Origin of the sequence: Chondromyces crocatus (assembly GCF_001189295.1) — a bacterium.
GTDB lineage: Bacteria > Myxococcota_A > Polyangia > Polyangiales > Polyangiaceae > Chondromyces > Chondromyces crocatus.
Genome location: NZ_CP012159.1, coordinates 8,437,434 through 8,460,919, shown reverse-complemented (window position 1 = coordinate 8,460,919; position 23,486 = coordinate 8,437,434). Strand labels below are relative to the sequence as shown.

Annotated in this window: 24 protein-coding genes; 15 read left to right on the top strand and 9 right to left on the bottom strand. The window is 68.5% G+C overall.

The window, feature by feature from the left end; genetic code table 11:
- Positions 1-131: 131 nt before the first annotated feature.
- The 4 genes from CMC5_RS30450 to CMC5_RS30440 are packed head-to-tail and all read left to right on the top strand — an operon-like array spanning position 132 to position 2,482.
- Positions 132-860 carry a cytochrome c biogenesis protein gene (locus CMC5_RS30450; RefSeq protein ID WP_050433684.1) on the top strand — a complete coding sequence of 243 codons (729 nt, stop codon included), beginning with the start codon at positions 132-134 and terminating at the stop codon, positions 858-860.
- A 3-nt stretch (positions 861-863) separates the two neighbouring features.
- Entirely contained in the window at positions 864-1,151 is a 288-nt protein-coding gene (locus CMC5_RS30445; RefSeq protein ID WP_245677843.1) for a CcmD family protein, read from the top strand.
- Positions 1,151-1,294 carry a hypothetical protein gene (locus CMC5_RS46145; protein ID WP_169796710.1) on the top strand — a complete coding sequence of 48 codons (144 nt, stop codon included), beginning with the start codon at positions 1,151-1,153 and terminating at the stop codon, positions 1,292-1,294. The genes CMC5_RS30445 and CMC5_RS46145 overlap by 1 nt, the downstream gene beginning before the upstream one ends.
- A 48-nt stretch (positions 1,295-1,342) precedes the next feature.
- Positions 1,343-2,482: an acyl-CoA dehydrogenase family protein gene (locus tag CMC5_RS30440; protein WP_050433683.1), complete on the top strand. Its 1,140-nt coding sequence runs from the start codon at positions 1,343-1,345 to the stop codon at positions 2,480-2,482.
- A gap of 149 nt (positions 2,483-2,631) precedes the next feature.
- On the opposite strand, the gene CMC5_RS30435 is transcribed toward CMC5_RS30440, so the two are convergent.
- Together CMC5_RS30435 and CMC5_RS45155 are read right to left on the bottom strand one after the other, a co-directional pair.
- On the bottom strand, positions 2,632-3,609 hold the full coding sequence (locus CMC5_RS30435; RefSeq protein WP_050433682.1) for an FHA domain-containing protein: 978 nt from the start codon (positions 3,607-3,609) through the stop codon (positions 2,632-2,634).
- A 429-nt stretch (positions 3,610-4,038) separates the two neighbouring features.
- Complete coding sequence (locus CMC5_RS45155) at positions 4,039-4,188, bottom strand: hypothetical protein (RefSeq protein WP_156041040.1); 150 nt, start codon at positions 4,186-4,188, stop codon at positions 4,039-4,041.
- A gap of 165 nt (positions 4,189-4,353) precedes the next feature.
- Between CMC5_RS45155 and CMC5_RS30425 the strand changes: the two genes are divergently transcribed.
- Positions 4,354-5,556 carry a PP2C family protein-serine/threonine phosphatase gene (locus tag CMC5_RS30425; RefSeq protein WP_245677841.1) on the top strand — a complete coding sequence of 401 codons (1,203 nt, stop codon included), beginning with the start codon at positions 4,354-4,356 and terminating at the stop codon, positions 5,554-5,556.
- 71 nt (positions 5,557-5,627) lie between these two features.
- Here the strand turns inward: CMC5_RS30425 and CMC5_RS30420 are convergent, their stop codons facing one another.
- Together CMC5_RS30420 and CMC5_RS30415 are read right to left on the bottom strand one after the other, a co-directional pair.
- Entirely contained in the window at positions 5,628-6,701 is a 1,074-nt protein-coding gene (locus CMC5_RS30420) for a dipeptide epimerase (protein ID WP_050433679.1), read from the bottom strand.
- A gap of 138 nt (positions 6,702-6,839) precedes the next feature.
- Positions 6,840-7,415, bottom strand: a complete 576-nt coding sequence (locus tag CMC5_RS30415; protein ID WP_050433678.1) for a TlpA family protein disulfide reductase — start codon at positions 7,413-7,415, stop codon at positions 6,840-6,842.
- 225 nt (positions 7,416-7,640) lie between these two features.
- On the opposite strand from CMC5_RS30415, the gene CMC5_RS30410 reads away from it, so the two are divergent.
- The 4 genes from CMC5_RS30410 (at position 7,641) to CMC5_RS30395 (ending at position 11,974) form a co-directional block, all read left to right on the top strand.
- On the top strand, positions 7,641-8,390 hold the full coding sequence (locus CMC5_RS30410; RefSeq protein WP_156338970.1) for a hypothetical protein: 750 nt from the start codon (positions 7,641-7,643) through the stop codon (positions 8,388-8,390).
- Between the two features lie 181 nt (positions 8,391-8,571).
- Complete coding sequence (locus tag CMC5_RS30405; protein ID WP_050433676.1) at positions 8,572-10,755, top strand: DUF3570 domain-containing protein; 2,184 nt, start codon at positions 8,572-8,574, stop codon at positions 10,753-10,755.
- Between the two features lie 5 nt (positions 10,756-10,760).
- Positions 10,761-11,372: a hypothetical protein gene (locus CMC5_RS30400; RefSeq protein ID WP_218920093.1), complete on the top strand. Its 612-nt coding sequence runs from the start codon at positions 10,761-10,763 to the stop codon at positions 11,370-11,372.
- Positions 11,369-11,974, top strand: a complete 606-nt coding sequence (locus CMC5_RS30395; protein ID WP_050433674.1) for a hypothetical protein — start codon at positions 11,369-11,371, stop codon at positions 11,972-11,974. The genes CMC5_RS30400 and CMC5_RS30395 overlap by 4 nt, the downstream gene beginning before the upstream one ends.
- A gap of 25 nt (positions 11,975-11,999) precedes the next feature.
- On the opposite strand, the gene fabZ is transcribed toward CMC5_RS30395, so the two are convergent.
- From fabZ to CMC5_RS30375, 4 genes are all read right to left on the bottom strand, one after another.
- Positions 12,000-12,467: a 3-hydroxyacyl-ACP dehydratase FabZ gene (gene fabZ / locus CMC5_RS30390; RefSeq protein ID WP_082362939.1), complete on the bottom strand. Its 468-nt coding sequence runs from the start codon at positions 12,465-12,467 to the stop codon at positions 12,000-12,002.
- 18 nt (positions 12,468-12,485) lie between these two features.
- A complete protein-coding gene (locus CMC5_RS30385) occupies positions 12,486-13,097 on the bottom strand; it encodes an OmpH/Skp family outer membrane protein (protein WP_245677840.1) in 612 nt (203 codons plus the stop codon).
- Between the two features lie 61 nt (positions 13,098-13,158).
- Positions 13,159-14,049: a hypothetical protein gene (locus CMC5_RS30380; protein ID WP_050433672.1), complete on the bottom strand. Its 891-nt coding sequence runs from the start codon at positions 14,047-14,049 to the stop codon at positions 13,159-13,161.
- Positions 14,050-14,368: 319 nt separating this feature from the next.
- Positions 14,369-16,075: an aminotransferase class I/II-fold pyridoxal phosphate-dependent enzyme gene (locus tag CMC5_RS30375; RefSeq protein ID WP_245677838.1), complete on the bottom strand. Its 1,707-nt coding sequence runs from the start codon at positions 16,073-16,075 to the stop codon at positions 14,369-14,371.
- A gap of 789 nt (positions 16,076-16,864) precedes the next feature.
- Here CMC5_RS30375 and CMC5_RS30370 point away from each other — a divergent pair.
- Positions 16,865-18,226 (top strand): sigma-54-dependent transcriptional regulator, encoded by a 1,362-nt coding sequence (locus CMC5_RS30370; RefSeq protein WP_050433671.1) that lies wholly within the window; start codon positions 16,865-16,867, stop codon positions 18,224-18,226.
- A complete protein-coding gene (locus CMC5_RS30365; RefSeq protein WP_050433670.1) occupies positions 18,226-18,768 on the top strand; it encodes a GNAT family N-acetyltransferase in 543 nt (180 codons plus the stop codon). Before CMC5_RS30370 ends, CMC5_RS30365 begins: the two co-directional genes overlap by 1 nt.
- Positions 18,769-18,871: 103 nt before the next feature.
- On the opposite strand, the gene CMC5_RS30360 is transcribed toward CMC5_RS30365, so the two are convergent.
- A complete protein-coding gene (locus CMC5_RS30360) occupies positions 18,872-19,351 on the bottom strand; it encodes a hypothetical protein (RefSeq protein WP_050433669.1) in 480 nt (159 codons plus the stop codon).
- On the opposite strand from CMC5_RS30360, the gene CMC5_RS30355 reads away from it, so the two are divergent.
- The 4 genes from CMC5_RS30355 to CMC5_RS30340 all read left to right on the top strand — a co-directional run bounded on the left by CMC5_RS30355 (position 19,350) and on the right by CMC5_RS30340 (position 23,316).
- Positions 19,350-20,333 (top strand): aminopeptidase, encoded by a 984-nt coding sequence (locus CMC5_RS30355; RefSeq protein ID WP_050433668.1) that lies wholly within the window; start codon positions 19,350-19,352, stop codon positions 20,331-20,333. The genes CMC5_RS30360 and CMC5_RS30355 overlap by 2 nt on opposite strands.
- A gap of 53 nt (positions 20,334-20,386) precedes the next feature.
- Positions 20,387-21,712, top strand: a complete 1,326-nt coding sequence (locus tag CMC5_RS30350; protein ID WP_050433667.1) for a PhoH family protein — start codon at positions 20,387-20,389, stop codon at positions 21,710-21,712.
- 7 nt (positions 21,713-21,719) lie between these two features.
- The gene (locus CMC5_RS30345; protein WP_050433666.1) at positions 21,720-22,853 is read left to right on the top strand and encodes a tyrosine/phenylalanine carboxypeptidase domain-containing protein; all 1,134 of its coding nucleotides are present in this window, start codon (positions 21,720-21,722) and stop codon (positions 22,851-22,853) included.
- A gap of 235 nt (positions 22,854-23,088) precedes the next feature.
- The gene (locus tag CMC5_RS30340) at positions 23,089-23,316 is read left to right on the top strand and encodes a hypothetical protein (RefSeq protein ID WP_050433665.1); all 228 of its coding nucleotides are present in this window, start codon (positions 23,089-23,091) and stop codon (positions 23,314-23,316) included.
- Positions 23,317-23,486 lie beyond the last annotated feature (170 nt).

Genomic DNA, 23,486 nt, shown 5'->3' with positions numbered 1-23,486 from the left:
GCTGACACGGGGAGCGGAGGGTGGGCCTTCCGAGCCGCATCCGCGAGGTCCGATCCGGGTCGAGCGGCCTGGAGTCTAGCGGCAGCCGCGCCCTTGCCGGAAGAGGCAACAAGGCCTGGCTTGAACGCGGGATGGCTTGGCACTACCGTCGTGGCGGCATGGGACGCGGCTTCTACGGCTTCCTGGTGCTCCTCGGGGCGGCGGCGATCGCGCTCGTGGGGACGCTGCATTTCGTCGCTTATGTGGTCCCCACGGAAGCGTCGATGGGGATCGTCCAGAAGATCTTCTACTTCCACGTGCCTTCGGCGTACGGGATGTACCTCGGCGCGACGGCCTGCTTCATCGGTTCCGCAGGTTACCTCGCCCGCGGTACCCGAGGCTGGGACGCGCTTGCGCGGGCAGGGGCCGACGTCGCGGTGGCGATGGGGCTGATGGTGCTCATCTCCGGGCCGCTCTGGGCTGCCAAGGCCTGGGGCGTGTACTGGACCTGGGATCCACGCCTCACCACCTCGATGTTGAGCGTGCTCGTGTACGTCGCCTACGTGCTCCTCCGTGCCTTCACGGGGGATGGTGACGCGGAGCGCAAGTTCGCCGCCGCGCTCGGTGTGCTCGGCGCCGCGAACCTGCCGATCATTCACTACTCGGTGCAGAAGTGGGGCGGTAACCATCCGAAGGTCATCACCTCGGGCGGCGGTGGCCTTCAGCACCCCGACATGAAGCTCGGCCTCGCGCTCGGCTTCCTGTCCTTCACGCTGCTCGCGATCGTGCTCGTCTGGCTCCGCACGCGGATCAACATGACCCGGTCGAGGCTGGGAGAGCTCCGGGAAGAAGCCCTGGAACTCGGTATCGATGAGGACTAGCCCGTGACACCCCTCCCCACGAATGCACAGGACACGGCCGCCACGACGGCGACCCCGAAGAGCGCCACGCCCACCGTGGAGGAGCGTGGTCAGGCCTTCCGCCCGGTGCAGGGCGGCGAGATGCAGAGCGGCGAGATGCTCCTCGTGGAGGCTTACGCCGCCATCTGGATCATCGCGTTCGCCCTGATTGCCCTCTCCTGGGTGCGGCAGAAGAAGCTCGACACGCGCGTCGACACCCTCGAAGCCGCGCTGCGGCGCGCTCGCAGCGAAAAGGGCGCGGAGGGTGGCTGATGCCCAACTTCGGGGAGATGACCTCTCAGCACGTGCTGTACATCCCGGCGGTGCTGATGATCGGGCTGATCGTCGGCTACATCCTCGGTAGCCGCGCCGTGCGCGCCGAGCTCGAACGACATCGACGGAGAATGAAGCAGTAACGTGGCGCGGGCTGGCGGCGATGGCGCCTCGCCCGCCGGAGGTCCGAGGTGATCGATTTTTCTCTGACGGAAGAGCAACAAGCCCTCATCGATACGGCGCGAAGGTTCGCGAAGGAACGCATCATCCCCATCGCCGCGGCGTGTGACCACGAGTCGCGCTTTCCGATGGATGTCTTCAAGGAGGCCTGGGAGATCGGCCTCGTCAACCCCACCTGCCCGGTCGAGTACGGCGGCGCTGGCATGGGCGAACTCGACAACACCTTGATCATCGAGGAGCTGGCCTACGGCTGCAGCGGCATCACCACGAGCATGCTCGCGAATACGCTGGCGCTCACCCCGGTGAAGCTCGCGGGCAACGAGGAACAGAAGAGGAAGTACCTCGGCATGCTCACCTCCGAGCCGGTGATGGCGAGCTACGCCACCAGCGAGCCCGACGCGGGCAGCGACGTCGCGGGACTCAAGACCCGCTACACGCGCCACGGCGACGACTACGTGCTCAACGGGCAGAAGTGCTGGATCACGAACGCGAGCTACGCGCAGTTCTACGTCATCTTCGCCACCGAGAACCCGGAGCTGCGCCACAAGGGCATCGCCGCGTTCATCGTCGATCGCGACACTCCCGGCCTGCGCGTCGGCAAGAAGGAAGACAAGCTCGGTCAGCGCGCGAGCGATACCGCGCAGATCTTCCTCGAGGACGTGAAGGTGCCGAAGGCGAACCTGCTCGCTCCTGCTGGCTCGGGTTTCAAGGTCGCGATGGAGACCTTCAACCAGACGCGCCCCGACATCGGCGCGGTGGCCACGGGCCTCATGCGGCGCTGCCTCGAAGAGTCGGTCGCGTATGCCAAGGAGCGCAAGGCATTCGGTCAGCCCATCGCGAACCACCAGCTCGTGCAGTGGATGCTCGCCGAGATGGCGATCCGCGTGGAGGCCACCCGACTCCTCACCCACAAGGGCGCGTGGAGCCTCGATCGCGGTGCGCGTGAGCCCGTCGTGTCGAGCATCTCCAAGGCCTATGGCGCCGACAGCGCCATGCAGACAGCGATCGACGCCGTCCAGGTCTTCGGCGGTAACGGGTACGTGAAGGAGTATCCGGTCGAGAAGCTGATGCGCGACGCCAAGGTGCTCCAGATCTACGAGGGCACCAGCCAGATCCAGCGCATCGTGATCGCCCGCCAGCTCCTCGCCTGAGAGGTCCGCAGCGTGCGGGTGGCACCTCGCCGTCCGCGCGCCGCGCTCCCTTGCCACGCCAGCCCGCTGCGTCCACCGCGACGCGCTCCCGCCCGCCAGCCCGCGCGGCTGCCTGCGATCGCGCTTGTACTTCGGCGTCGGCAGCCGCCTCAGGTGCGCGGATGCCAGATCATCGTCAGCTCGGGCCCGAGCGTGATCGCTGCGCCCTCCGCAGGGATGTTCACCCGTCGCACGCGTTGACCACCTTGTCGCGTCCCGTTCGTCGAGCACAGGTCGAGCGCGAAGATGTCGCTCCCTTCGCGGAGCAACAGCAGGTGCGTCCGTGAGATGTGCGTGCTCAGGACCGCGCGCAGTCCGCGATCGAGGCAGTTGTCGGCGCGCCCGAGCAGCACGCCTTGCTCCAGGATCTGCTCGGCCAACTCCACCGCTGCACTGCGATCGTAAGACTGGAGCGTGATGCGCACGTAACCATCGCGGGCGCGCGGCGCGAGATCCTCGATGTGGGCCACCGGGCGCACCGAGGTGATGTGCGAAATCTCCCGGCCGAAGCGGTGGCTCGTCGTCGCCCCCGAGGTGATCGGCAGCGCGATCACCGGTTGCACCTTGTCGACGAGCTCTCCGCCGTCGGTCGCTGCGGCGACGGGGCGCGGGCCTTCTTCGTCCGTCATCCCGCAAGAGCTGATCCGCACCGCATGGTTCGACGTGCGATCCCCGACGGGGAGGCCACCGATCACGTGCTTGCCCACGCGCACGAGCAGCGGACCGCTCACCACGATGGACCGGCGCGGAATGTCGTCGTCCACGAAGAAGGGGATGCCGGTCTGCAAGTCCATCAACCGCAGGCCGATGTTGCCCTCGGGCAAGGTGCAGCACGTCGCCACGAGGTGTCGGACGCTGACGTCGTCACCTGCGGCGAACCGCACGTCGCACCGCGGGTGCGAGCCGATGACGGCGTAGGCGTTGCCGTCGGCGGGCATGTCGAACCACGTCACATCGCCGCCGGAGACGCGGAACAGGCGATACCCCTCGAGATCCTGGTTCGGTGGCGGGTTCAGGGTGAGCACCGCTTCCGCGGTGGACATGGCCCGCTGCATGGTCGCGACGTCGATGCGCGGCCGATCGATCATACGGAGATCGCCTCCCGGCCGCCGGAGACGCTCCCGACACGCTCGCTTTTGTGCGCGCACGAGGGCTGGTCTCCCGGCTGGGAACGGGCAGGCAGGGATCGCGCGCGGTCACGCCTCATGGGTGCCGCTGCATCCTACCGGAGTTTGTCGCGGGTGGGTCTCCCGCCGGCCATGACCTGCGTCGTCGGGGACACCGCCCGGGAAAAGGCCCGCCGTGTCCCCTCCAATCGCCCCTCTGGCGGCGGAGACCGGGCGTTCACACGCCCCGGAACGCCCCCGATCCGCGCGACAGGGGGCAGTCTGACCCCTGCGCTCGCTTCCTGGCGCGTCGAGGACCGGGTCGGGCCGCCCGCGCCCCGAGCCCGTGCCGGCGGCCTCACCTGGACCTCGATGGCCTCGACCCTTCGCAGGGACCCGCTGGCGCTCCCGTCAGCTCTCGCCGACGGCGACCTCGGCCACGAGCTCCCCTCCCACGCGCCAGAAGGCCACGGAACGGCTGAAAAGCATGATCAGCTCGAGGCCGATGCCTCCGCCCAGCTCGAGCCGCCAGCGTCCCGTATCTACCTCGATGAATTGCATGAAGCTGCTGAACGCGAGAGATGGGCCAACACCAGGATCCGTACCCGCCGGAACGAAGTGTGCCTGTCGGGACCACCTCCGGACGGGCGCGGCCGGTGGGAACGACTCCGACCGCAGCATCCGATGGATCCATCGGGATGAACCTGCGCTGTTATGCTCGCTCTGGTGCCCCGGATTCTCCCTCGCTTCGACTTTCGCATCGAGGTCGGGACCGCGACCGACATCGGCCTGGTCCGAGAGACGAACCAGGACCGGCTGCTCCACTGTCCCGAGCTTGCACTCTTCGGGATTGCCGACGGCATGGGAGGACATGCTGCCGGAGAGGTCGCAGCCGAGGTGGCGCTGGCTGCCGTGCGCACGGAGATGGCGCGTCCCCGCTCCGCGGCCATCGTGAACGCCTACGTCCAGGGTCCCAGCCTGGACGCCCGTCGCGAGGTGCTCGCGCTGATGCGTCGCGTCGGCGCCGTGGCCAACGATGCCGTCCGGGAGGCGCGCCACGAAGCGCCGGGACGAGAGAACATGGGAACGACCCTGGACTTCGTGCTCCTCGCCCAGAGCCGGGCGTTCTTCGCCCACATGGGCGACAGCCGAGCGTACCTCATCCGGCCCAAGGTGACGGTGCAGCTCACCCAGGATCACGTGCTGTACGACACGCTCCGCGCAGCAGGAAACCCGACACCGCCACGGCGTCCTGCGCGCAACCCCCTGGTGAACGCGGTCGGGCTCGCCTCGACCATCACCGTGGACACCGTGTTCGTCGACCTCGCGCGCGGTGACCGGATCCTTCTCTGCTCCGACGGTGTGTACGGAGCGGTGGAGAGCGAGGCCGCGCTCAGTCGCTTCTGCGCGAAGGGGACGGTCGACGACGTCGCCGAGGGACTGATCAAGCACGCGCGCGACCGAGGCGGCTACGACAACGCCACGGCGGTCGTGATCGAGATGTGCGATCGCTTCGTGAAGCGCGAAGGAGACGCGGGGCCCTCGGCCTCGGATCTGACGACGCTGAGCGCGTGCCCTTTGCTCGCGGGCATGGCTCCTCCGGCCGTGCTGGGAGCCCTCGCGGCAGGCGTCGAGCTGGAGATGGCCCCAGGCGAGCGACTCCCTCGCGAAGTGGCAAGCGATCTCGTGGCCTACCTGGTGCTCGACGGCATCGTCGAGATCCGCGACGGACGCCGCCTGGGCGCATCCGGCTTGATCTTCCCGGAGTCGCTGGTGGGCGTCCGGCGCAAAGGCGATCTCCCCGTGGTGCGGACCGCCGCACGCGTCATTCGCATCCGCAAGGACGACTTCGCCGAGGTCTGCGAGCAAGATCGGATCCTGGCCGCCGCCCTCTACCATCGGCTCGCGGCATTCCTTGCGACCGAGTAGCGCACGTTTCCGGCCCGCGCGCCTTCCCGCCCCGCAGCCGAGCGCTGCTCGGAGCGCCCGGATCTTCTCCCTCACCGTCGCACGCCGTGGCCCGTCTCGATGCGTGTCAGATCCAGACGGGGGCCCTCCTGTGCGAATCCACCCTCGAATGGGTTCTCCGCGAGGAACAGCGGCGTATCGAGATCCACGAACCGGAACCCACCGAACCCCGCGGCGAGGCAGGCCGAAGCGCTCATCGCCAGCACCGACTCCACGAGGCCCCCGATCATCAACCCCAGCCCGGCAGCCCGACCGACTGCTGCGATGTCCAGCGCCTCGACGAGCCCGTGCTTCATGGGCTTCAGATTGAGCACCGTGGCGGCGCCGAGCTGCGCAAGGCGGACTGCATCCGCGGCATTCGTGAGCGACTCGTCGGCGGCGACGTCCACCCCCGCACGCGTCACCAGCTCGCGCATTCCTTCCAGATCGTCGCGGTGGACGGGCTGCTCGAGCAACGTGACGCGGGCACCGCTACGGCGCGCGCCGGCGAGCAGCGCCAGCGTGGCCTGCACCGAGAGCCCCCCGTTCCCGTCGAGGATCAGCTCGCACCCGGGAGCGGCAGCAGCGATCGACGCGATGCGCTCGAGATCCGTGTCGAGATCATTGCCGCCCACCTTGAGCTTGAGCGTGGTGAACCCCGCCGCTGCGTGACGCCTTGCGGCGTTCTCGGCATGCTCTGCCGTACCCGTGGGGATGGTGATGTCCGTGCGGAGTGATGTCTCCATACCGCCAAAGAACGCCCAGAGAGGCATCCCCGCGCGCCGCGTGAGCGCGTCCAGCATCGCCGTCTCCAGCGCGCAGCGTGCCGCCCCCGCGTGCGGGATCTTGTCCCGGAGAGCCATCGCGACGCGCCGGTAGTGCCTCACGTCGGCCCCCTCCACATCGCTTCGGGAGAGTTCCAGCGCCGCGCGCGTGCTCGCCTGCGTCTCCCCGTTGAAGGCCGGGAACGGGGCCGCCTCGCCGAGACCCACCGTTCCATCGGCGAGTTCCACGGTGACGAGCAGGTTCGCGGCGTGCTCCTGGGCGCCACCGGAGATCCCGAAGGGCTCGCGCATGGCGATGTCGAGGGTTTCGACGGAGAGGCGTCGGACGACGGTGGGCGTCATGGCAGTGCTGAGGAGGGATCACGCCACGCCTCCAAGACCGAGGCGTGAGCGGGGATCGACGATGTCAGGGGAACGTGACGTGGAGAGCAAGAGAGGTGCGCCGGAGCCTCGAAAGGCGTTCCGGCGCCCGCCCAGCGCTCACTTGCCGAGAAGCGCCTTCACTTCCTCGACGATCTTCGCTTCCTCGCCGCTCTCGTAGCCGGCGTGGATGTGCTTCACGGTGCCTTCCTTGTCGATGATGAACGAGGTCGGCATCTTCGGCGGGCTGTACTTGCCGGCCGTCGCCTTCTCCTTGTCCCAGACGATGGCGAACTTCACGCCCGTCTCCTCGGCGAACTTCTTCAGCTTGTCCTCCGAGGCATCATCGGGATCGTCCACCGAGATGGCGATGACGGCGAGGTCGCTGCCCAGCTCGTCCACGATCTCCTGGTACTTGGGGAACGACTTCTTGCAGGGGTCGCAGTACGTGGCCCAGAAGTCGAGGATCACGACCTTGCCGCTCGCCTCGCCCAGGGTCTTGGGGCCTTCGCCGGTCACCGCCTCCGCGGAGATTTCCGGCGCCTTCTGCCCGACGAGGCCGCCCTGATTGGCACCCGTCTCGGCGGCGCCGGCGCCGCTTTCGGCGGCACCGCCGCCGCAGCCCAGCGCAGCAACGGAGAGCGCCATCGAGGCGCAGAGAGCGGCCGTGCGGAAGATCGTCGAACTCGTGATCATGACGAGGTACTCCCTCTTGAAACGTGCTTGAAACGTGGGGTGTGGGCCGGCCAGCCGAGTGTGGCCCGGCGCGGACCGGCGCCCTTATACAGGATCGGGGCAGGCCGCGACCACAGACGGTCGTCGGACCCACTCCGCTCTCCATCGGGGCGCAGGACCGGCCGTGCAGCTTACCCGAGGATGTTGGCTTTGTGGGGGCCGAGCAGACGGATAGGATGACCCACCATGAGCCTGACGCCCGGCGCACTGCGCCGCCTGCGAGCTTGGTCGAGAATGGGGGCCCCGAGGTCCCGCGCCGTCTGGTCGGGCCTGCTCGGAATCACAGCAGCGGCGGCGGCCGCGCTCCTCGCCGGCGGCCCGACCACGGGCTGCAGCGTCGGAGACCAGTTCTGCCCTGGCAACTTCAACCCGAACCCCTTGAGTGGGAAGGACGAAGGCTGCCCCTACGGCGACGTGGGCGGCCCCAAGCTGCCGGTCACGAACTGCTTCGAGGACAACCGCCTGCTGCAGAAGCCTGCCGAGTGCAACGTCCACTGGAAGGACGTGCACGCCATGCTCATCGACACGGCGCGCGGCCAGTGCACGAACGGGGGCTGCCACGGCCAGGGGTCGACGAGCGCTTCGCTGGAGGTCGATCTGGACGAGACCAAGGCCTGGGACGCGCTGACGGCCTACTCGATCGAGGCGCGCGGGGGCGCGTACATCAACAACGGCCCTGACGAGAACACGCGACGGCAGTCGTGGTTCGTGTGCAACCTCCGCGGCATCCTGAGCGGGGGCTCGCCCATGCCCAAGCCGAACGGCCTCGCCACCGCTGCGGATCGCGAGCTCCTTCAGAACTGGTTTGCCTGCTGGGTCGAGGACCCGACGGGCTTCGGACCTGGGACCGGCAACTACGGCGGAGGCGGTGGGACCCCGGGCGAGGGCGGTGCGGGGGGCGCTGGCGGCGCTGGCGGGGCAGACGGCTCGATGTAACCCCGCCCGGACCGCTGCAAGCGCAGCGCGCTCCGGCCTCCGCCCCGTCGCGGGACGGCGCTGCGCTGTCGGCATCGAGCCACACGGCGCGACCACCTCGAACCGTCGAACGATTTCCTCGTCGAGAGCGCATGCGCGCGCTGGCCATCAGCGGCTCCGATGAGGTTATAGTGGTCGCCGCGTGAGTTCCCGACTCTTCACCTGGTTCTCTTCGCTCCTTCTGTTCCTCCTGGTCGTCGCGGCGAGCCCGCATGGCGCCCTTGCGGCCTCGAATGACGAAGATGTCGAGATCCTCGTCCAGAGCGTCCTCGAAGGGGAGTTCAAGAGCGGAAAGCACATCGAGGCCCTCGAGCAGCTCGAGCTCGCGCGCTCCGCTTGCGAAGGCAAAGGCTGCAGCCCCAAGACGCGCGCCCGGCTCTACATCGCCATCGGCACCGTCCTCGCCGGCGGGATGAAGCAGATCCCGGAAGCCAAAGAGGCGTTCACCAACGCCCTCCGCGAAGACGCGACGGCCTCCCTCTACAGCGACTTCATCACGCCGGACATCCAGCGCGCCTTCAACGATGCGCGCGGCGTCGCCACCGGCAGCAGCTCGCTGGAGCAGACGGCCAAGAGCGATCGCAAGCCGAAGAAAGAGTTCTCCGGAGGCGGCCGTCCCCCGCGCGGCTGGAAGTCGGCCGAGGCTCACTTCTACTACCGCGAGGCCGTCGCTTCCGAGAAAGAGCAGGACTGGCAGGACTGCGCCGACTACGCGCAGGCCTCGCTCGCCGCGGAGAACCGGGTCGGTACCCGCTTCCTCGCCGCCGGCTGCGCAGAGCGCTCCGGCCAGTGGATCGAGGCGCTCTCCGACTACCAGATCGTCGCCGAGACCGGCGGCAAGACCGGCCTCTACGACGTCGCCGAGAAGGCCCAGAACCGCTCCCAGGAGCTGCGCGAGAAGATCCCCAAGATCGTCCTGCGCAAGCCCGCGAATGCCACCGACCTCGTCGTGAAGATGAATGGCGACGAGGTGCCCACGAAGCGCCTCGGTGGCGAGATCTGGGTCAACCCTGGCCAGCGCCTCGTCCAGGCGACCGGCAAGGTCGACGGCGCCCTGCTCGAGTTCCAGCAGCTCGTCGACGTCGCCGAGTTCGAGACGGTCACCATCGACATCAAGCTGGTGCCCAAGGGCGAGCGCCCCGACCCCGCCATCATGAAGTGCATGGCCAAGGCGCAGACCCGTCAGGAACTCGCCCAGTGCATCGCCGGCGGCGGTGAAGGCGCCAACCTCAACTACCGCATGGGCCTCGAGGTCAGCGGCTACCACGACTCCGACCACGTCGACGTCGTCACCCCCGCGGTGACGTTCAGCGTCGAGAGCCCGACCGGCGGCTGGGGCATCAACGGCTCCTTCCTCGTCGACGTCGTGACCACTGCCTCCAGCGACATCCTCGCCACCGCCTCCCCGCGCTGGACCGAGGCGCGCGTCGGCCCTGCCATCGGTGGCCACAAGAAGATCGACGCGTGGGACATCTCCGGCGGCGCGAACATGTCCGTCGAGCCCGACTACACCTCGGTCGGCGCGGGCATCGGTGCCTCCGTCGAGCTGGCCCAGAAGTCGATCACCCCCAGCCTGAGCTACGGCTTCAGCTACGACCTCTCTGGCCGCTCGGGCACGCCCTACTCCGTCTTCAGCTACAAGATTCACCGCCACTCCCTCGACGGCGGCGTGGGGCTCGTTCTCGACAAGGCGACCTTCCTCTCGCTCGGCGCCACCGTCGTCCTCGAGTTCGGCAACCTCTCCAAGCCGTACCGCGCCATCCCCCTCTTCAGCCCCGAGACGGCGGAGATCGTCCCGCCCGGCTTCTCCATCAAGGGAGTGCAAGACGTGCGCCTCGCCGAGCGCGCCATGGAGCGAGTCCCCGTCGAAGGGCGACAGCGCTACGCCGTCGCTGGCCGCCTCGCCCACCGCTTCTCGTCGAGCACCATCCGCGTCGAGGAGCGCCTCTACACCGACAGCTGGGGCGTCCTCGCGACCACCACGGACATGCGCTACCTGGTCGATCTCAACGACCAGATTCGCGTCTGGCCCCATGTCCGCTTCCACGCGCAGACCGGCGCGAGCTTCTGGCGGCTCGCCTACGAAGCCGAACGCGACGAGCTGGGCGTCCTCCAGCTCCCCAACTACCGCACGGGCGATCGCGAGCTGGGTCCGTACATCCAGGCGACCGTGGGCGGCGGCGTCCGCTTTGCCTTCGGCTCCAAGAACCAGTTCTCGATGCTCGTCAACGGCGACTTCATCTACAGCCGCTACCTGGATCATCTCTTCCTACCGCAGAAATTCGGCTATTTCGGGGCCACGGCATTCGAGGCGGAGTTCGAATGAAGGCGATGGTGCAACGCTGGTTCTCTCTCGGCCTGCTCCTCTCGGGCGGCGCACTCGTGGCGTGCGGCAATCCCGCCGTCGACGTGCGGATCGCCGAGCTCCCGGAGGAGGATCCGAACGTCCCCGTCGGCGAGTTCCACCGACCTGGGCAGCCCTGCGTGCTGTGCCACAGCAGCTACGGTGGCGACGCCCCCGTCATGAGCATTGCGGGCACCATCTACGCGGTGAAGGGCCTCGTCCCCAATCCCGAGCCCGCCGAAGGCGAGCCGACCCGGATCGCGCCGCCCCCGGTCGGAGATGTCTCGGTCCTGATGTACGACGCGTTCGGCAGACGCTCGCCGCCCGTCGCCACCAACTGCGTCGGCAACTTCTACCTCACGAAGGAGCAATGGGATCCGGTGTTCCCTGTCTACGCCGAGATCGAGTTCACCCCACCCGAGGGCACCCAGAGCTTGCGTGCCGCCATGGCCACCTGGATCCAGCGTGAAGGCTCGTGCAACACCTGCCACAACGGCGACGCCAACCAGGGCTCCGTCGGCAGGATCTACTGCATGGAGAAGATGCCCGATCCGCCCTTCGACCCCCCGACCAAAGCGAACTGCAACGGTGTCCCGTGAGCGCACGACGACTGCTCAAGATCCTGCTCCCCCTGACCCTCGCCACGACCGTCTTCATGCCGATCGCCTGCGGCCCCGAGCTGGAGAAGACCTCGATCGACTGCCCCCCGGGTGACGCTGCGAACTTCCGCCGCGTCTCCAAGGTGATCGAGTTCCATTGCGGCACCCTCGACTGCCACGGCAACAGCTTCCGACCGCTGCGCATCTACGGGAAAGACGGCCTGCGCAAGCCCGTGGCCCTCGACGCCGAGGGCAACCTCCCGGAAGACGCCGGCTTCAGCCCCTCCGACTGGCCGAACTACCACACGGGTGGCATCGAGACGACCGAGCCCGAGCTCCTGGAGAACGCGCGCTCGCTCTGCGGACTCGAGCCCGAAATGATCGCCGAGTTCCGCGAGCGCGTCGGCAAGGAAGACGAAGACGAGGCCCCCGTACTCGCGGGCGAGCTGCTCACCATCGTCCGCAAACCCCGCCTCGAAGAGCGCCACAAGGGCGGCCGCGTCTGGCGCGTGAACGACAATCCGGACCAGTGCCTCGTCCAGTGGCTCATCCCCGTCGAACCCGGCACCCTGGTCAACCAGGCCGCGTGCGAGCACTTCTGAGCGCCTGATACCCGCTGCTGTCCGATCAGGGCTGCCGATCCACGACGGACGCGAGCAGCTCGCCTTCGGCGCACAGCGTCCCGTCGACGCTCGCTTCCCCACGCATCTTCCACACGTTCGAGCGGTGGTGCATCACCTCGACGTAGAGATCGAGCCTGTCCCCTGGCGTCACCGTGTGTCGGAACCTCGCCTTGTCGATGGCGAGGAAGAACATCAAGTTCGACGTCGCATCGAACGGATCCGACGCATACGCCAGGATCCCCCCGATCTGCGTCAGCGCCTCGATGATCAGCACCCCCGGCATGATCGGCCGCTGCGGGAAGTGCCCCGGGAACCAGGGCTCGTTGTAGGCCACGCACTTGTGCCCCCGGATGCTCTTCCCGGGCGTGACCTCCGTCACCCGGTCCACCATCACGAAGGGATACCGGTGAGGCAGGATCGACAGGATCTGGTGGATGTCGAGGCTCACGGGAGTCTCATTCCGCTCGGTCACGCCCGTGCTCCTTTCTGCTCAGCGAGGCGCGCCCGAGGGACTGGCGGCAGGCTGCTTGTCGCCCTTGGGCTCACCGCCCTCCTCACCACCGCCGTCGCCACCGCCGCCCGAGTTGTAGAGCTGGATGATCTGCTCGGTGAGATCCAGATCCGGGCGCGCATAGGGCGCCGCCTGCTTGTCGATGATCAGCTCGAAGCCCTGCTTCTTGGCCACCCGGTTGATCACCATCATCATCTTCTTGATGATCGGGTTCGTCAGCTCCCCCTGCCGCTTCTGCAGCTCCTTGTTGTAGTCGACGAACACCGTCTGCAGCTCCACCATCTGCCGCTGCCAGTCCTCCATCCGCTTCTGGAGGGCCTCGCGGGAGAGCACCCGCGACTGGCGCTCGATGTCCTCGCGCGCGCGCTGTAGCTCCGTCTGCTTCGCGTCGAGGTCGTGCTGCTTCTTGTCGAAGACCTTCTTCAACGTCGCCTGCGCCCGGATCCCGTCTTCGGTCTGCATCACGGCGTGCTGCAGATCCACGACGCCGATGCGCGTCTGCGCTGCGGCGTCACGCGCCGGCGCGAACGCGAGCAGGGCGGGGAGGAGAGCGACGAGGAAGCGGGCAGGGAGACCGACGCGGCGTGTCACAGGCAGGCGGCTGATCACCCCAGGCGATTACCCAGGGGCCCGAGGAGCGTCAAGTTGCCCGTCAGAGGCAGCGGTTGTTGATGCAGCTCTTCCCGGATGGGCACGGAATCTGGCTCGTGCACTCGGGGTTCGCCTGCTCTTCCGTCTTGCAGATCCCCTGATCGCAGCTGAAGAAGCGGCTGTCGATCTGCTTGCACTGGAGCGTCGTCGTGCACGGGTAGTGGCAGTACCCGTCCCCCATGCACACCTGGCCGAGGCCGCCGCACTCCGAGCCGGGCATGCTGCACCCTTGCGTCGGCGAAGGATCGAGGATGCACGCGCCCGTCGACGCATTGCACACCTCGCCGTCCGGGCAGTCGCTGTTCTGCGAGCACCCCGTCGCGCACTGCCCCTCGACGCAGACGTCGTTCGGGTCCGGGCAAGGGTTCTGGTTGCTGCACGCCGGGTTCTGCGGATCGGGGACGCAGACCCCGTTCTCGCAGGTCGCGCCGGACGCGCAGTCCGCCGGCGTCACGCAGCCCTGGACGCACTGCCCATCGGCGCAGACGCTCCCGACCGCGCACTCGTAGGAGAAGTCGCAGCCCTCGACGCAGAGCCCGTCGCTGCACAGCAGGTCCCCCGGGCAGGCCCCGGCGTCGTCGCAGGGGCAGATGGCCGTCTCGGGATCGCACGCAGGGACCCCGCCGCCGACCCCGCCGCCTTCACCACCGCTCCCGCCCGTGTTCCCACCCGAGCCGCCCAGCCCACCGGAGCTGCTGCTGTGACCCGGATCGACGGGCGAACACCCGTATGCATCACAGTAGACGCAGTTCTGACCCGTGGCATCGCAGGTGATGGAGGGCTCATCACAGCCGCTGCACCCCCCCGCAGTGACGGCCGCGAGCACGGCGAGCCCGAGCGAGGTCAGGAGGGAGAGCGCCGTATTGCTAGGACGAGGCGAACGCTGACGCATGAAGGATCCTCCAGCAGCGAGCCGCGCGCGGCTCCCAGGACGAGTACCACGCAGGCGCCGTACACGCATCGTGCCAGCATCGTTCAACGGTGTCGATCGCGCAGAATTCCGCCCGTCCAGGGGGTGTGAACCAGGGTTCACCGGACCGCACTCCAGCGAGTTCACGGCAGCCGGCGTCGGAGAGGTCACGACGGAGGCGGGAGAGAGCGTGGTGGACGGGTGGAGAGCCGGGGAGGAGGGGAGGGACGGCGCCGCGTCCTCGAGGCGTGCCCCGCTTCCCCCGCCAGACGCTCGGGGAAGCAAGGCGGGGGGCGGAAGGTCAGATGACGCCGAACTTCTTGCCTACCTTCTCGAAGGCCTCCAGGGCCTGATCCAGGTGGTGCCGCTCGTGCGTGGCCATGTAGCTCGTCCGGAGGACCTGCTGCTTCGGCGGCACCCCGGGCGTGATGAAGGGGTTCACGTAGATCGAGAAGTCGTCGAGCAGCGACTTCCACATCATCACGGTCTTGAGATCATCGCGGATGTAGATCGGGATCACCGCCGTCTCCGTCTTGCCCAGCTCGAAGCCCAGACGGCGGAGTTCCGTGCGCATGTAGGTGAAGTTTTCGCGCAGTTTCTCCTGCCGCCAGGGCTCCTCTTGCATCACCTCCAGCGACGCCATGGCCGCGGCCACGCAGGGCGGCGCGGCGCTCGCGGCGAACAGGAAGCTGTAAGCAAAGTGCTGGATGTAATCGAGCACCTTGCGCTCGCCCACCAGCCAGCCGCCGATGGAGCCGAGCGACTTCGAGAACGTGCCGCCGATCAGGTCCACCTGATCGTTGATCCCGAAGTGCGCTGCCGTACCGCGACCGCCTGGCCCGATCACGCCGAGCGCGTGCGCGTCGTCGACCAGGATGCGCGCCTTGTGCTTCTTCACCACCTCCACGATCCCGGGGAGGTTCGCGATCTCGCCCTGCGCGCTGAACACGCCGTCGGTGATCACCAGCGCGCCTTCGGTCTCGGGCAGCTCGGACAGGGCCGCGTCGAGCGAGGCGGGATCGTTGTGCTTGTAGCGCACCATCCGCGCCCCGGTGGCGAGGGCGAGCCGCACCCCGTCGTAGATGGAGGCGTGGTCGTCCTTGTCGATGACCGCCACGCAGCGCTTGTTGCTGAGCAGCGAGGAGATGGTGGCGATGTTCACCTGGTAGCCCGTGGTGAACACCAGGCCTGCCTCCTTGCCGTGGTAGGCCGCGAGCTTCTCTTCCAGCTCGTTGTGCAGGCGCATCGACCCGTTCACCAGGCGGGAGCCGGTCATGCTCGTGCCGTACTTGTCGATGGCCTGCTTCGCCGCCTCGCGCACCTTGGGGTGCGTGGTCAGCCCGAGGTAGTTGTTCGAGCCGAACATCGTCACCCGCCGACCCTCGAGCTGGGCCTCGGGCCCCTGGTTGAAGTCGAGGGGGCGGAAGAACGGGTACACGCCCATGGCGCGCGCGTTGTCCGCGGTCATGAACTTGAAGCACTTCTCGAACACGTCCCGTCCGCCGAGGCGGGAAAGGGACACGCGCGACGCCATCTGGGTCGCGAGCTTCGCCTCGTCGCTGCCGGCCTCGGGCTTGTAGGAGGACGCGGGCCGGGCGCTGGCTGCCGTCTCACCCTCCTCACCAGCTGCGCTCGCCGAAGCGGACGCCGCGCCATTCACGTGCGCCGCGCTGGACGCCCCGTTCGTGCGCTGGGCAGAGCCCACCTCCGCGGACCTCGCCGCCTCGCTCGCGCTCGCCCCGTTCCCCTCGTGCTGCGCCGCCTTCCTGCGCGGGCTCGCCTCGTGGACGGGCATCGAGTCATCGAGGGCGGGATCGATGGTGGGCAGCTCGTAGCCGTTCCACAGAATGTCGAGCGCCTCCGACGCGCGCTCTCCGGCGGCCTGCAAGCGGCCTCGCGCGTCCATGAAGCCCGTGGCGAGCTTCATCACGCGGTCGTTGCTCACCAGACGCAAGAACGGTCCAGAGGACGCGAGCTTCCTTGCCTGGTCGACGAGTAGATCTTTCATGGTCATGAACTGCTCCGTGGCGGGCAATCGTCGACCTCGCGGCGCGCGTCAACCTCAGCGAGCCGGCGAGGCGCGACGCGGCGCAACGAACCGTGCGTGCATCCCTACGCAGTGCGTGCGCTGCGGAGCACCGCATCGCGTCTGCGAGCGTGAGCCAGCAGGTCGGGGGAGGGCGGGCGCGAGCCAGCAGGTCGGGGGCGCGTGCCAGCAGGTCGGGGAGCGAACCAGCAGGTCGGGGGTGTGTGCCAGCACCTCGTGGCGTGCGTCGATGGTTTGCGGACGGGTCGCCGTGGGGGCCGGGTCCGGTCGTTCACGGTGCCGGGTCGACCTGACCGCCTCGCCGGGACGCACTGCCGTCGGTGCTGGCACGACGCCCCGGCGCGTTGACACGTCGCCTCGGCGTGCTGGCACGCGCCCCCGACCTGCTGGCACGACCACCGCAGCTTGCAGGCACGCTCCCCCGACCTGCTGGCATCGCGCTCTGCCCGGTTCGGGAGGAGCGTGGTCCTGTTCCTACGTGCGCTTTGCTTCGTCGCCCTCGCGGTGGTGCGGTTCGCGGCGAGTCTGCGTATTACGCCAGCGACTGATCGACGAAGGCGAGCGCGTCGACGTGGAACTCTGCAACCGATGCTGCCCTGCCGGCATCGGCTTCGTGCGGCATCACGTAAAGCACGGCGAACATAGCGAAATCCTCGGCCGATCAGGCCCCGCGGAGGAGACGCCGGGGTGGCGCCGTTTGCAACTCGTTGCATGGTGGACGGTCAAGGTGTAGAAAAGTTTTCAGAGTCCATGCGACGCATCCTGGTCGTCGACGATGAAGAGAACCTCCGCGTGGTGGCGCGCGCCTTCCTCAAGCGGGAGGGGTATGAGGTCGAGGTGGCGCAGAGCGGCGAAGAGGCGCTCGCGCTGGTGGAAACCTTCGGGCCCGACGTCATCCTCACGGACGTCCGCATGCCCCGGATGGGCGGTCTCGACCTGCTCGCCACCCTGAAGGCCAAGGGCAACGACGCCACGGTCATCGTGATGAGCGCCTACGGCAACCTCGACCTGGCCATCGAGGCCATGAAGGCAGGTGCTTACGACTACATCCAGAAGCCCTTCAAGCCCGAGGAGGTCATCCTCGCGCTGCGCAAGGCCGAGGAGCGAGAGGCGCTCCGGCGCGAGAACCGCGCGCTCAAGCAGGAGATCCTGAAAGAGAACACCTTCGAGGACATCCTCGCCAAGAGCCCCCAGATGCAGGGCGTCTTCCGGACCATCCTGAAGATCGCCGACTACAAGACCACCGTGCTCATCACCGGCGAGAGCGGGGTGGGCAAGGAGCTGGTCGCCCGCGCCGTCCACCGGCGATCGGATCGCCGGGGTGGCCCCTTCATCGGCGTGAACTGTGGCGCCATCCCCGAGAACCTGCTGGAAAGCGAGCTGTTCGGGTACAAGCGTGGCGCCTTCACCGACGCCACGATGGACCGGGTGGGCCTCTTCGAGCAGGCGAACCACGGGACCCTGCTCCTCGACGAGATCGGCGAGCTGCCGCTGCCCCTGCAGGTGAAGCTGCTCCGCGTGCTGCAGGAGGAGACGATGCGCCGCCTGGGCGACAGCAAGGACATCAAGGTCGACGTGCGCATCATCGCCGCGACGCACCGTGACCTGGCCGCCGAGACCCAGGCTGGCCGCTTCCGCGAGGACCTCTTCTACCGGATCAACGTGCTGCCCATCCACGTACCGCCGCTCCGGGAGCGTCGGGAAGACATTCCGATCCTGCTCGACCACTTCGTCGCCCGGAACAATGCGCGCTTCGGGATGACTCTCCGCGGCTTCGAGCCCGAGGCGCGGCGGCTCCTCACGGAGTACCGCTGGCCTGGCAACGTCCGCGAGCTGGAGAACACCATCGAGCGCGCCATGGTGCTCTGCGAGGGGGAGCGCATCGGCGAGGGCGACCTGCCCGAGCGCATCCGCGAGGCACGCGACCCCATCCAGATGCACCTGGCGAGCGGCGAACTGTCGATCAAGAAGACCTCGCGCGTGATCGAGGAGATCCTCATCCGGCGCGCCCTCCAGAAGACCAAAGGCAACCGCACCAAGGCTGCCGAGGTGCTGGAGATCAGCCACCGTGCGCTGCTCTACAAGATCAAGGACTACAGGATCGATCTTTAGTGGAAGCGCCTCCGAACGACCCTCTTCCCCCGCTCCCTCCGGACGCGGCGCTGCATGTGCGTGACGCGCGCGACGACGACGCCGAGGGCCTCATCACCCTGATGGGCCGCGTGTTCTCCGAATACCCAGGCTGCATCCTCGACGTCGACGGCGAGATGCCCGAGCTGCGCGCGATCGCCTCCGCCTTTCAACAGCGGCGAGGGCGGTTCTGGGTGGTCGAGAGCGAGGGGCGTGTGGTCGGCTGCGTCGGCTGTCGGCCCGCGAGCGACCCCGCCGGCGTGGAACTCTGCAAGCTGTACGTGTCGTCGAGCGCGCGGCGGCGCGGTCTGGGTAGCTCCCTCTGCGCTCTGGTGGAGCTGGAGGCCCGCGCTCGAGGCGCCGCATTCGTCGAGCTGTGGAGCGACACCCGGTTCCTCGACGCTCACCGACTCTACGAGCGGCTCGGCTACGTACGTGGCACGGAGACGCGCGAGCTCCACGACAAGAGCGACACGGTGGAGTTCTTCTTCCGGCGTCCCTTGCGCGCCGCTGACGCGAGCTGACTTCGATCCGCTGGCGCAAGCTGGCGCAACCCGCCGGCCACAGCGACCGGACGCTTGCGGAGGCTCGCCGGAGTGCGCAGTTGGATTCGCACCCCTGCCTTCGTCATGCTTGCGTCATGAGCTGCGGATCTCTTGCGCAAAGGTCCATCGCGGTCTGTTTTCCTGTAGGGTCGCCCTGGACGATGGGCTCGACGAAGCGGCCGGGGGAGGGGACGTGGCCCGAGGAGCGAACGCCGCCGCTGGGGACACCAGCTCCGGCCTCTCTACCACCGCGTTCGGGGCTCCCTCGACGGCCCACGCCGGTGAGCAGCTCGCGGCCGAACCTCTTCAATTCGTCGCCACCGAGCGCGCCACCGTCGAGCATTCCGACGAAGTCGAGTCCGCCGCACGGCGTGAGCGCGCCGCAGAGCGGAAGCGCGCCGCTCTCGGGAGGGTCGCCGATTTCGGCGCGCACCAAGACCATCCCACCTGGTGCCCCACGGGCGACGCCGTCGAGCAATCCGCGGGCTGTCTCGCCGAGTTCCCGGCCCTCGTCGCACCCGCCGCCGGGCTCGGGGGCACCGAAGCTCGACTTCGGTCTCATGACGCCCGCTTGTCGCGTCGTGGAGGAGCTGCTCGGAATCGGCCCGTCGGATCACGTGGTGATCGTGCACGACGAAGCGAACGCGGACATCGCCGCGGCGTTCGAGCATGCGGCCGCCGAGCGGGGCGTGCTCGTCGAGCGGCTGGCGTGGGGGAGCATCGAGCGCAGGCCACTGCCGGCGTGTCCCTCGGCCGTCCTGCGCGCGATCCACGGGGCCACGGCGACGGTGATGGTGGTCTCGTGGGAAGAGGGGGAGTACGACGCCCGCTACGCGCTGATCAACGCGGTGATCGGGGCGAGGACGCGGCACGTGCACATGATCGGCACCGGGCGACGCGCGTTCATCGGGAGCATGATGGCGAGCACGGGGCGCGTGTTCGAGCTGCTCCAGGCGGTGCGCGCCGCGATGCGGCCGGCGTCCCGGCTCTCGGTCCGCAGCCTGGCGGGGACCCACCTCGACGTGGAGATGGCGCCGCACCTCCGCTGGTTCGCGAACGGCCACGCGGTGGTGCCTGGGCACTGGATCAACGTGCCATTCGGCGCGCTGATCAGCTCTCCGGCGACGGTGAACGGCGTCTACGTGGTGGATGCCTCCATCGGCGGGGGGTTCGGGGCGCGGTCAGGGCTGCTCACGTCGCGGCCGATCAAGCTGACGATCGAGGGGAGCCGGGTGCGCCGGGTCGAGTGCAGCGACATCACGCTGCGGCGCTACGTGGAGACCTTCATGGCCGAGTCGAAGGATCGCGACCGGGTCGGGCTCCTCAGCCTGGGCGCGAACCTGGGGATCCGCGAGGCGCTCGGTGAGGTGGTGCATGACGAGAACATGCCCGGCCTCCACCTCTCGCTCGGCGATACCGTCCCGACACGGACGGGAGCAACGTGGACCGCGTACGGGCAGCTCGCCTTCGCGAGTGGCGCGGCCGACGTGGACCTCGACGGCGAGCCCCTGATCCGTCGGACGAGATACGTCCGCTTCGTGTGACCTGCGCCCTTGCCGCCGCTCCGGGCGACGGCTAATTCCACGGTGCGCAGAACATGAAGAAGAACTACGTCCTCGACGCGAACGTCCTCCTCCACGATCCGCACGCCATCTTCAAGTTCGAGGACAACGATCTGGTCATCCCGATCTACGCGATCGAGGAGATCGACCAGTTCAAGCACGAGGGATCGGAGCGCGGGCGCAATGCGCGCAAGATTGCGCGGCTGCTCGATGATCTGAGGCGCGGTGGGGTGTCGCTGGCCTCGGGGGTGCCGTTCGATGGGGGTGGGTCGCTGCGGATCGCGATCCCGGAGCGGCGCCCTTCGCTGATGGTCGGGCTCGACGCCAGCTCGCAGGACCACGCGATCCTGGCCACGGCCATCGACATCCGGGATCGAGACGGCGACAAGCCGACGATCTTCGTGACGATGGACACGAACCTCCGCATCCGGGCCGACGCGCTGGGGGTGGTCGCCGAGACGTACGAGAACCAGCGGGTCGAGGATCCGGAGACGATCCAGTCCGTGGTGGAGCTGGAGGTGCCCGGGGCCGAGGTCGACGCGTTCTTCCAGCACGGCTACCTGGGCGGTGCGACGCTCGCCGAGCTGCTCCCCAACGCGGCGGTGCTGCTGCGAGACGCGAGCGCACCGGGGCACACGGCGCTCGGTCGCTACGACGCGACGAAGGGGCACGTGGTGGCGCTGCGCGTCCCTCGTGACGGGGTGATGGGCGTGCGGCCGCGCAACAAGGAGCAGGCCTTCGCACTCGATCTGCTGCTCGACGACGGCGTGCGGCTGGTGACCTTGATGGGCAAGGCGGGCACGGGAAAGACGCTCCTGGCGCTCGCCGCAGGGGTGAAGCGCGCCACCGAGGACAGCGTCTATACGAAGCTCCTGGTGAGCCGGCCGATCATGCCGCTCGGGCGCGACATCGGGTTCTTGCCAGGTGACGTCGAGGAGAAGCTGAACCCATGGATGCAGCCGATCTTCGACAACCTGGAGTTCCTCCTGTCGAGCGGTGGGGTGAAGACAGGGCGAGAGCAGCCGACGTCGATGCTGGAGATGCTGGAGAGCGGCATCATCCAGGTCGAGCCACTGACCTACATCCGTGGGCGCAGCCTTCCGCACCAGTACCTGATCATCGACGAGGCGCAGAACCTGACGCCCCACGAGGTGAAGACGATCATCACGCGCTGCGGCGAGGGGACGAAGATCATCCTGACGGGTGATCCGCACCAGATCGACAACCCGTACGTGGATCACGCGACCAACGGGCTCAGCGTGGCTGCGGAGCGGTTCAAGCGGGAGCGCATCGCCGGGCACGTCGTCCTCTCCAAGGGGGAGCGGAGCGAGCTGGCGGAACTCGCGGCCAACCTGCTGTAGCGGCGCGATGAGCCGAGCTTCGATCCCGGGGTGGGTCCCCACCGCCGATCGGGCGCTCGCAGACGCGGCAGCGCGCGTCCGCGTCGTGGGGCTGACGACGCCGATCAACCTGCACGAGGAGCTGGAGAAGCTTCAGGCGAGCTGGGAGCGGGTGGGCGCGACGATGCCACGCTTCGTGTACGCGCCGCCGCCCTCGATGAGCGGGATCCGAGCGGGGCTCGTGCGCGCGGCAGAGGTGCTGTCGAAGGAGGGGGCGCTGGGGTCGATCTACGCGGCGCGGGCGCAAGAGCTGGAGGCAGAGGCCGCGATCTGCGAGGCCGCCGGGAGCGCGTCGTGCTGGGCTGCGGCGCGGCGGAGGTATGCGCGGCGGGACGGGTTCGATGGGGCCGCGGATGCGGTGGTGTCCGTGTGGTTGGGCGGTGGTGGCGCGTCATGGGAGAGGGGCGAGGAGGGGCACGACGAGAGGGAGCGCGAGGGCGGCGGAGCAGGAGCGTGGGGCGCCGAAGAGGCGTGGAGCGACGACGAGAAGGCGCCTGGCTCGCTGGTGTCGCGGATGCGGCAGGAGGTGGGGGCGCGCCGGATCCCGTTCCGGGTGATCGTGCTGAGCATCGCGCCGCTCGCGGCCACGGGGGATGGGGTGATCCAGGTGGCTGCACGTCGGCGGGTGCGTCGGGAGGACGTGGAGCGCACCGTGCTGCACGAAGTCGAGGGACACGCGATGCCCGGGGCGCGCGCGGCGACGATGCCGCTCGGGATCTTCACGGTCGGGACGCGCTGGGGGTCGGACGATCAAGAGGGCCGGGCGCTGTGGATCGAGAAGGGGGCGGGGTTCCTGGGGGAGCGGCGAAAGCGGGAGCTGGGGCTGCGGCATCTGGCAGCGCGCAGCGTGGAAGCGGGGGCCGATTTCGTGGAGACGGCGCAGCGTCTGCTGTCCACGGGGCGGACGGACGTCGGTGACGCGCTGCGGATCGCGGCGCGCGTGCACCGCGGGGGGGGGCTCGCACGGGAGGTGGTGTACGTGCCCGCGCTTCTGCGCGTGGAAGCGGCGCTCTCGGCGCAGCCCGCGCTGGACGAGGTGCTCGGGGCGGGACGGGTGTCTGTGGAGGCGGCCGAGGTCCTGGCGGCGTGGCTTCCGCGATGACGCGTGCGGGCGAAGAGGGAAGCTGGGCGGTGTCCTGGGCCGAGGACGATGTTCGGCATGCGGCCCACAGGAGCGGCCGGTAGTTCGTGGACACGCGCGGGGTGGAGCGTGCAGACCGGAGCCACAAGGCGTGTCCAGGGCGCGAAGGATCCGCCGGCGCACGCGGATTCGTGGCGCCCGTGCCCAGCCACGGGCGGCATGAAATACGCCTTGTCGGAGGTGGAGGGGTGCAAACATGCCGCGACAGAGCGTGAAGCGTGTGATGGAGAGGACGACGGGGAAGAGCCTGCGGCTCGTGACGGAGCCGCTTCTCTCGTCGGTGTTCGATCAGGAGCTCCATGTGCTGGACCTGGGGCGTGGTGTTTTGCTGGACGTGTTCGTCAACATCGAGGGGCGGCTGACCACGTTCCTCAGCGTGAATGGTCAGCTCCTCGTGGAGCTGCGGGTCGTCGGATACGCATGAGCAAGGTGGGCTCGCGCCGGGGATGGGCTGCGGTGCTCGTTGCAGTGCTCGGGTAGGCGTGAGCGAGGCTGCGCTCGTGCGAGGCGGTGCTCTCGTGGCGGAGACCTGCGGCGCACGCTGCGATGATCGAGCGCGCGCGTGAGGCCGCGTGTGAGCCGCACGTCGAGGAG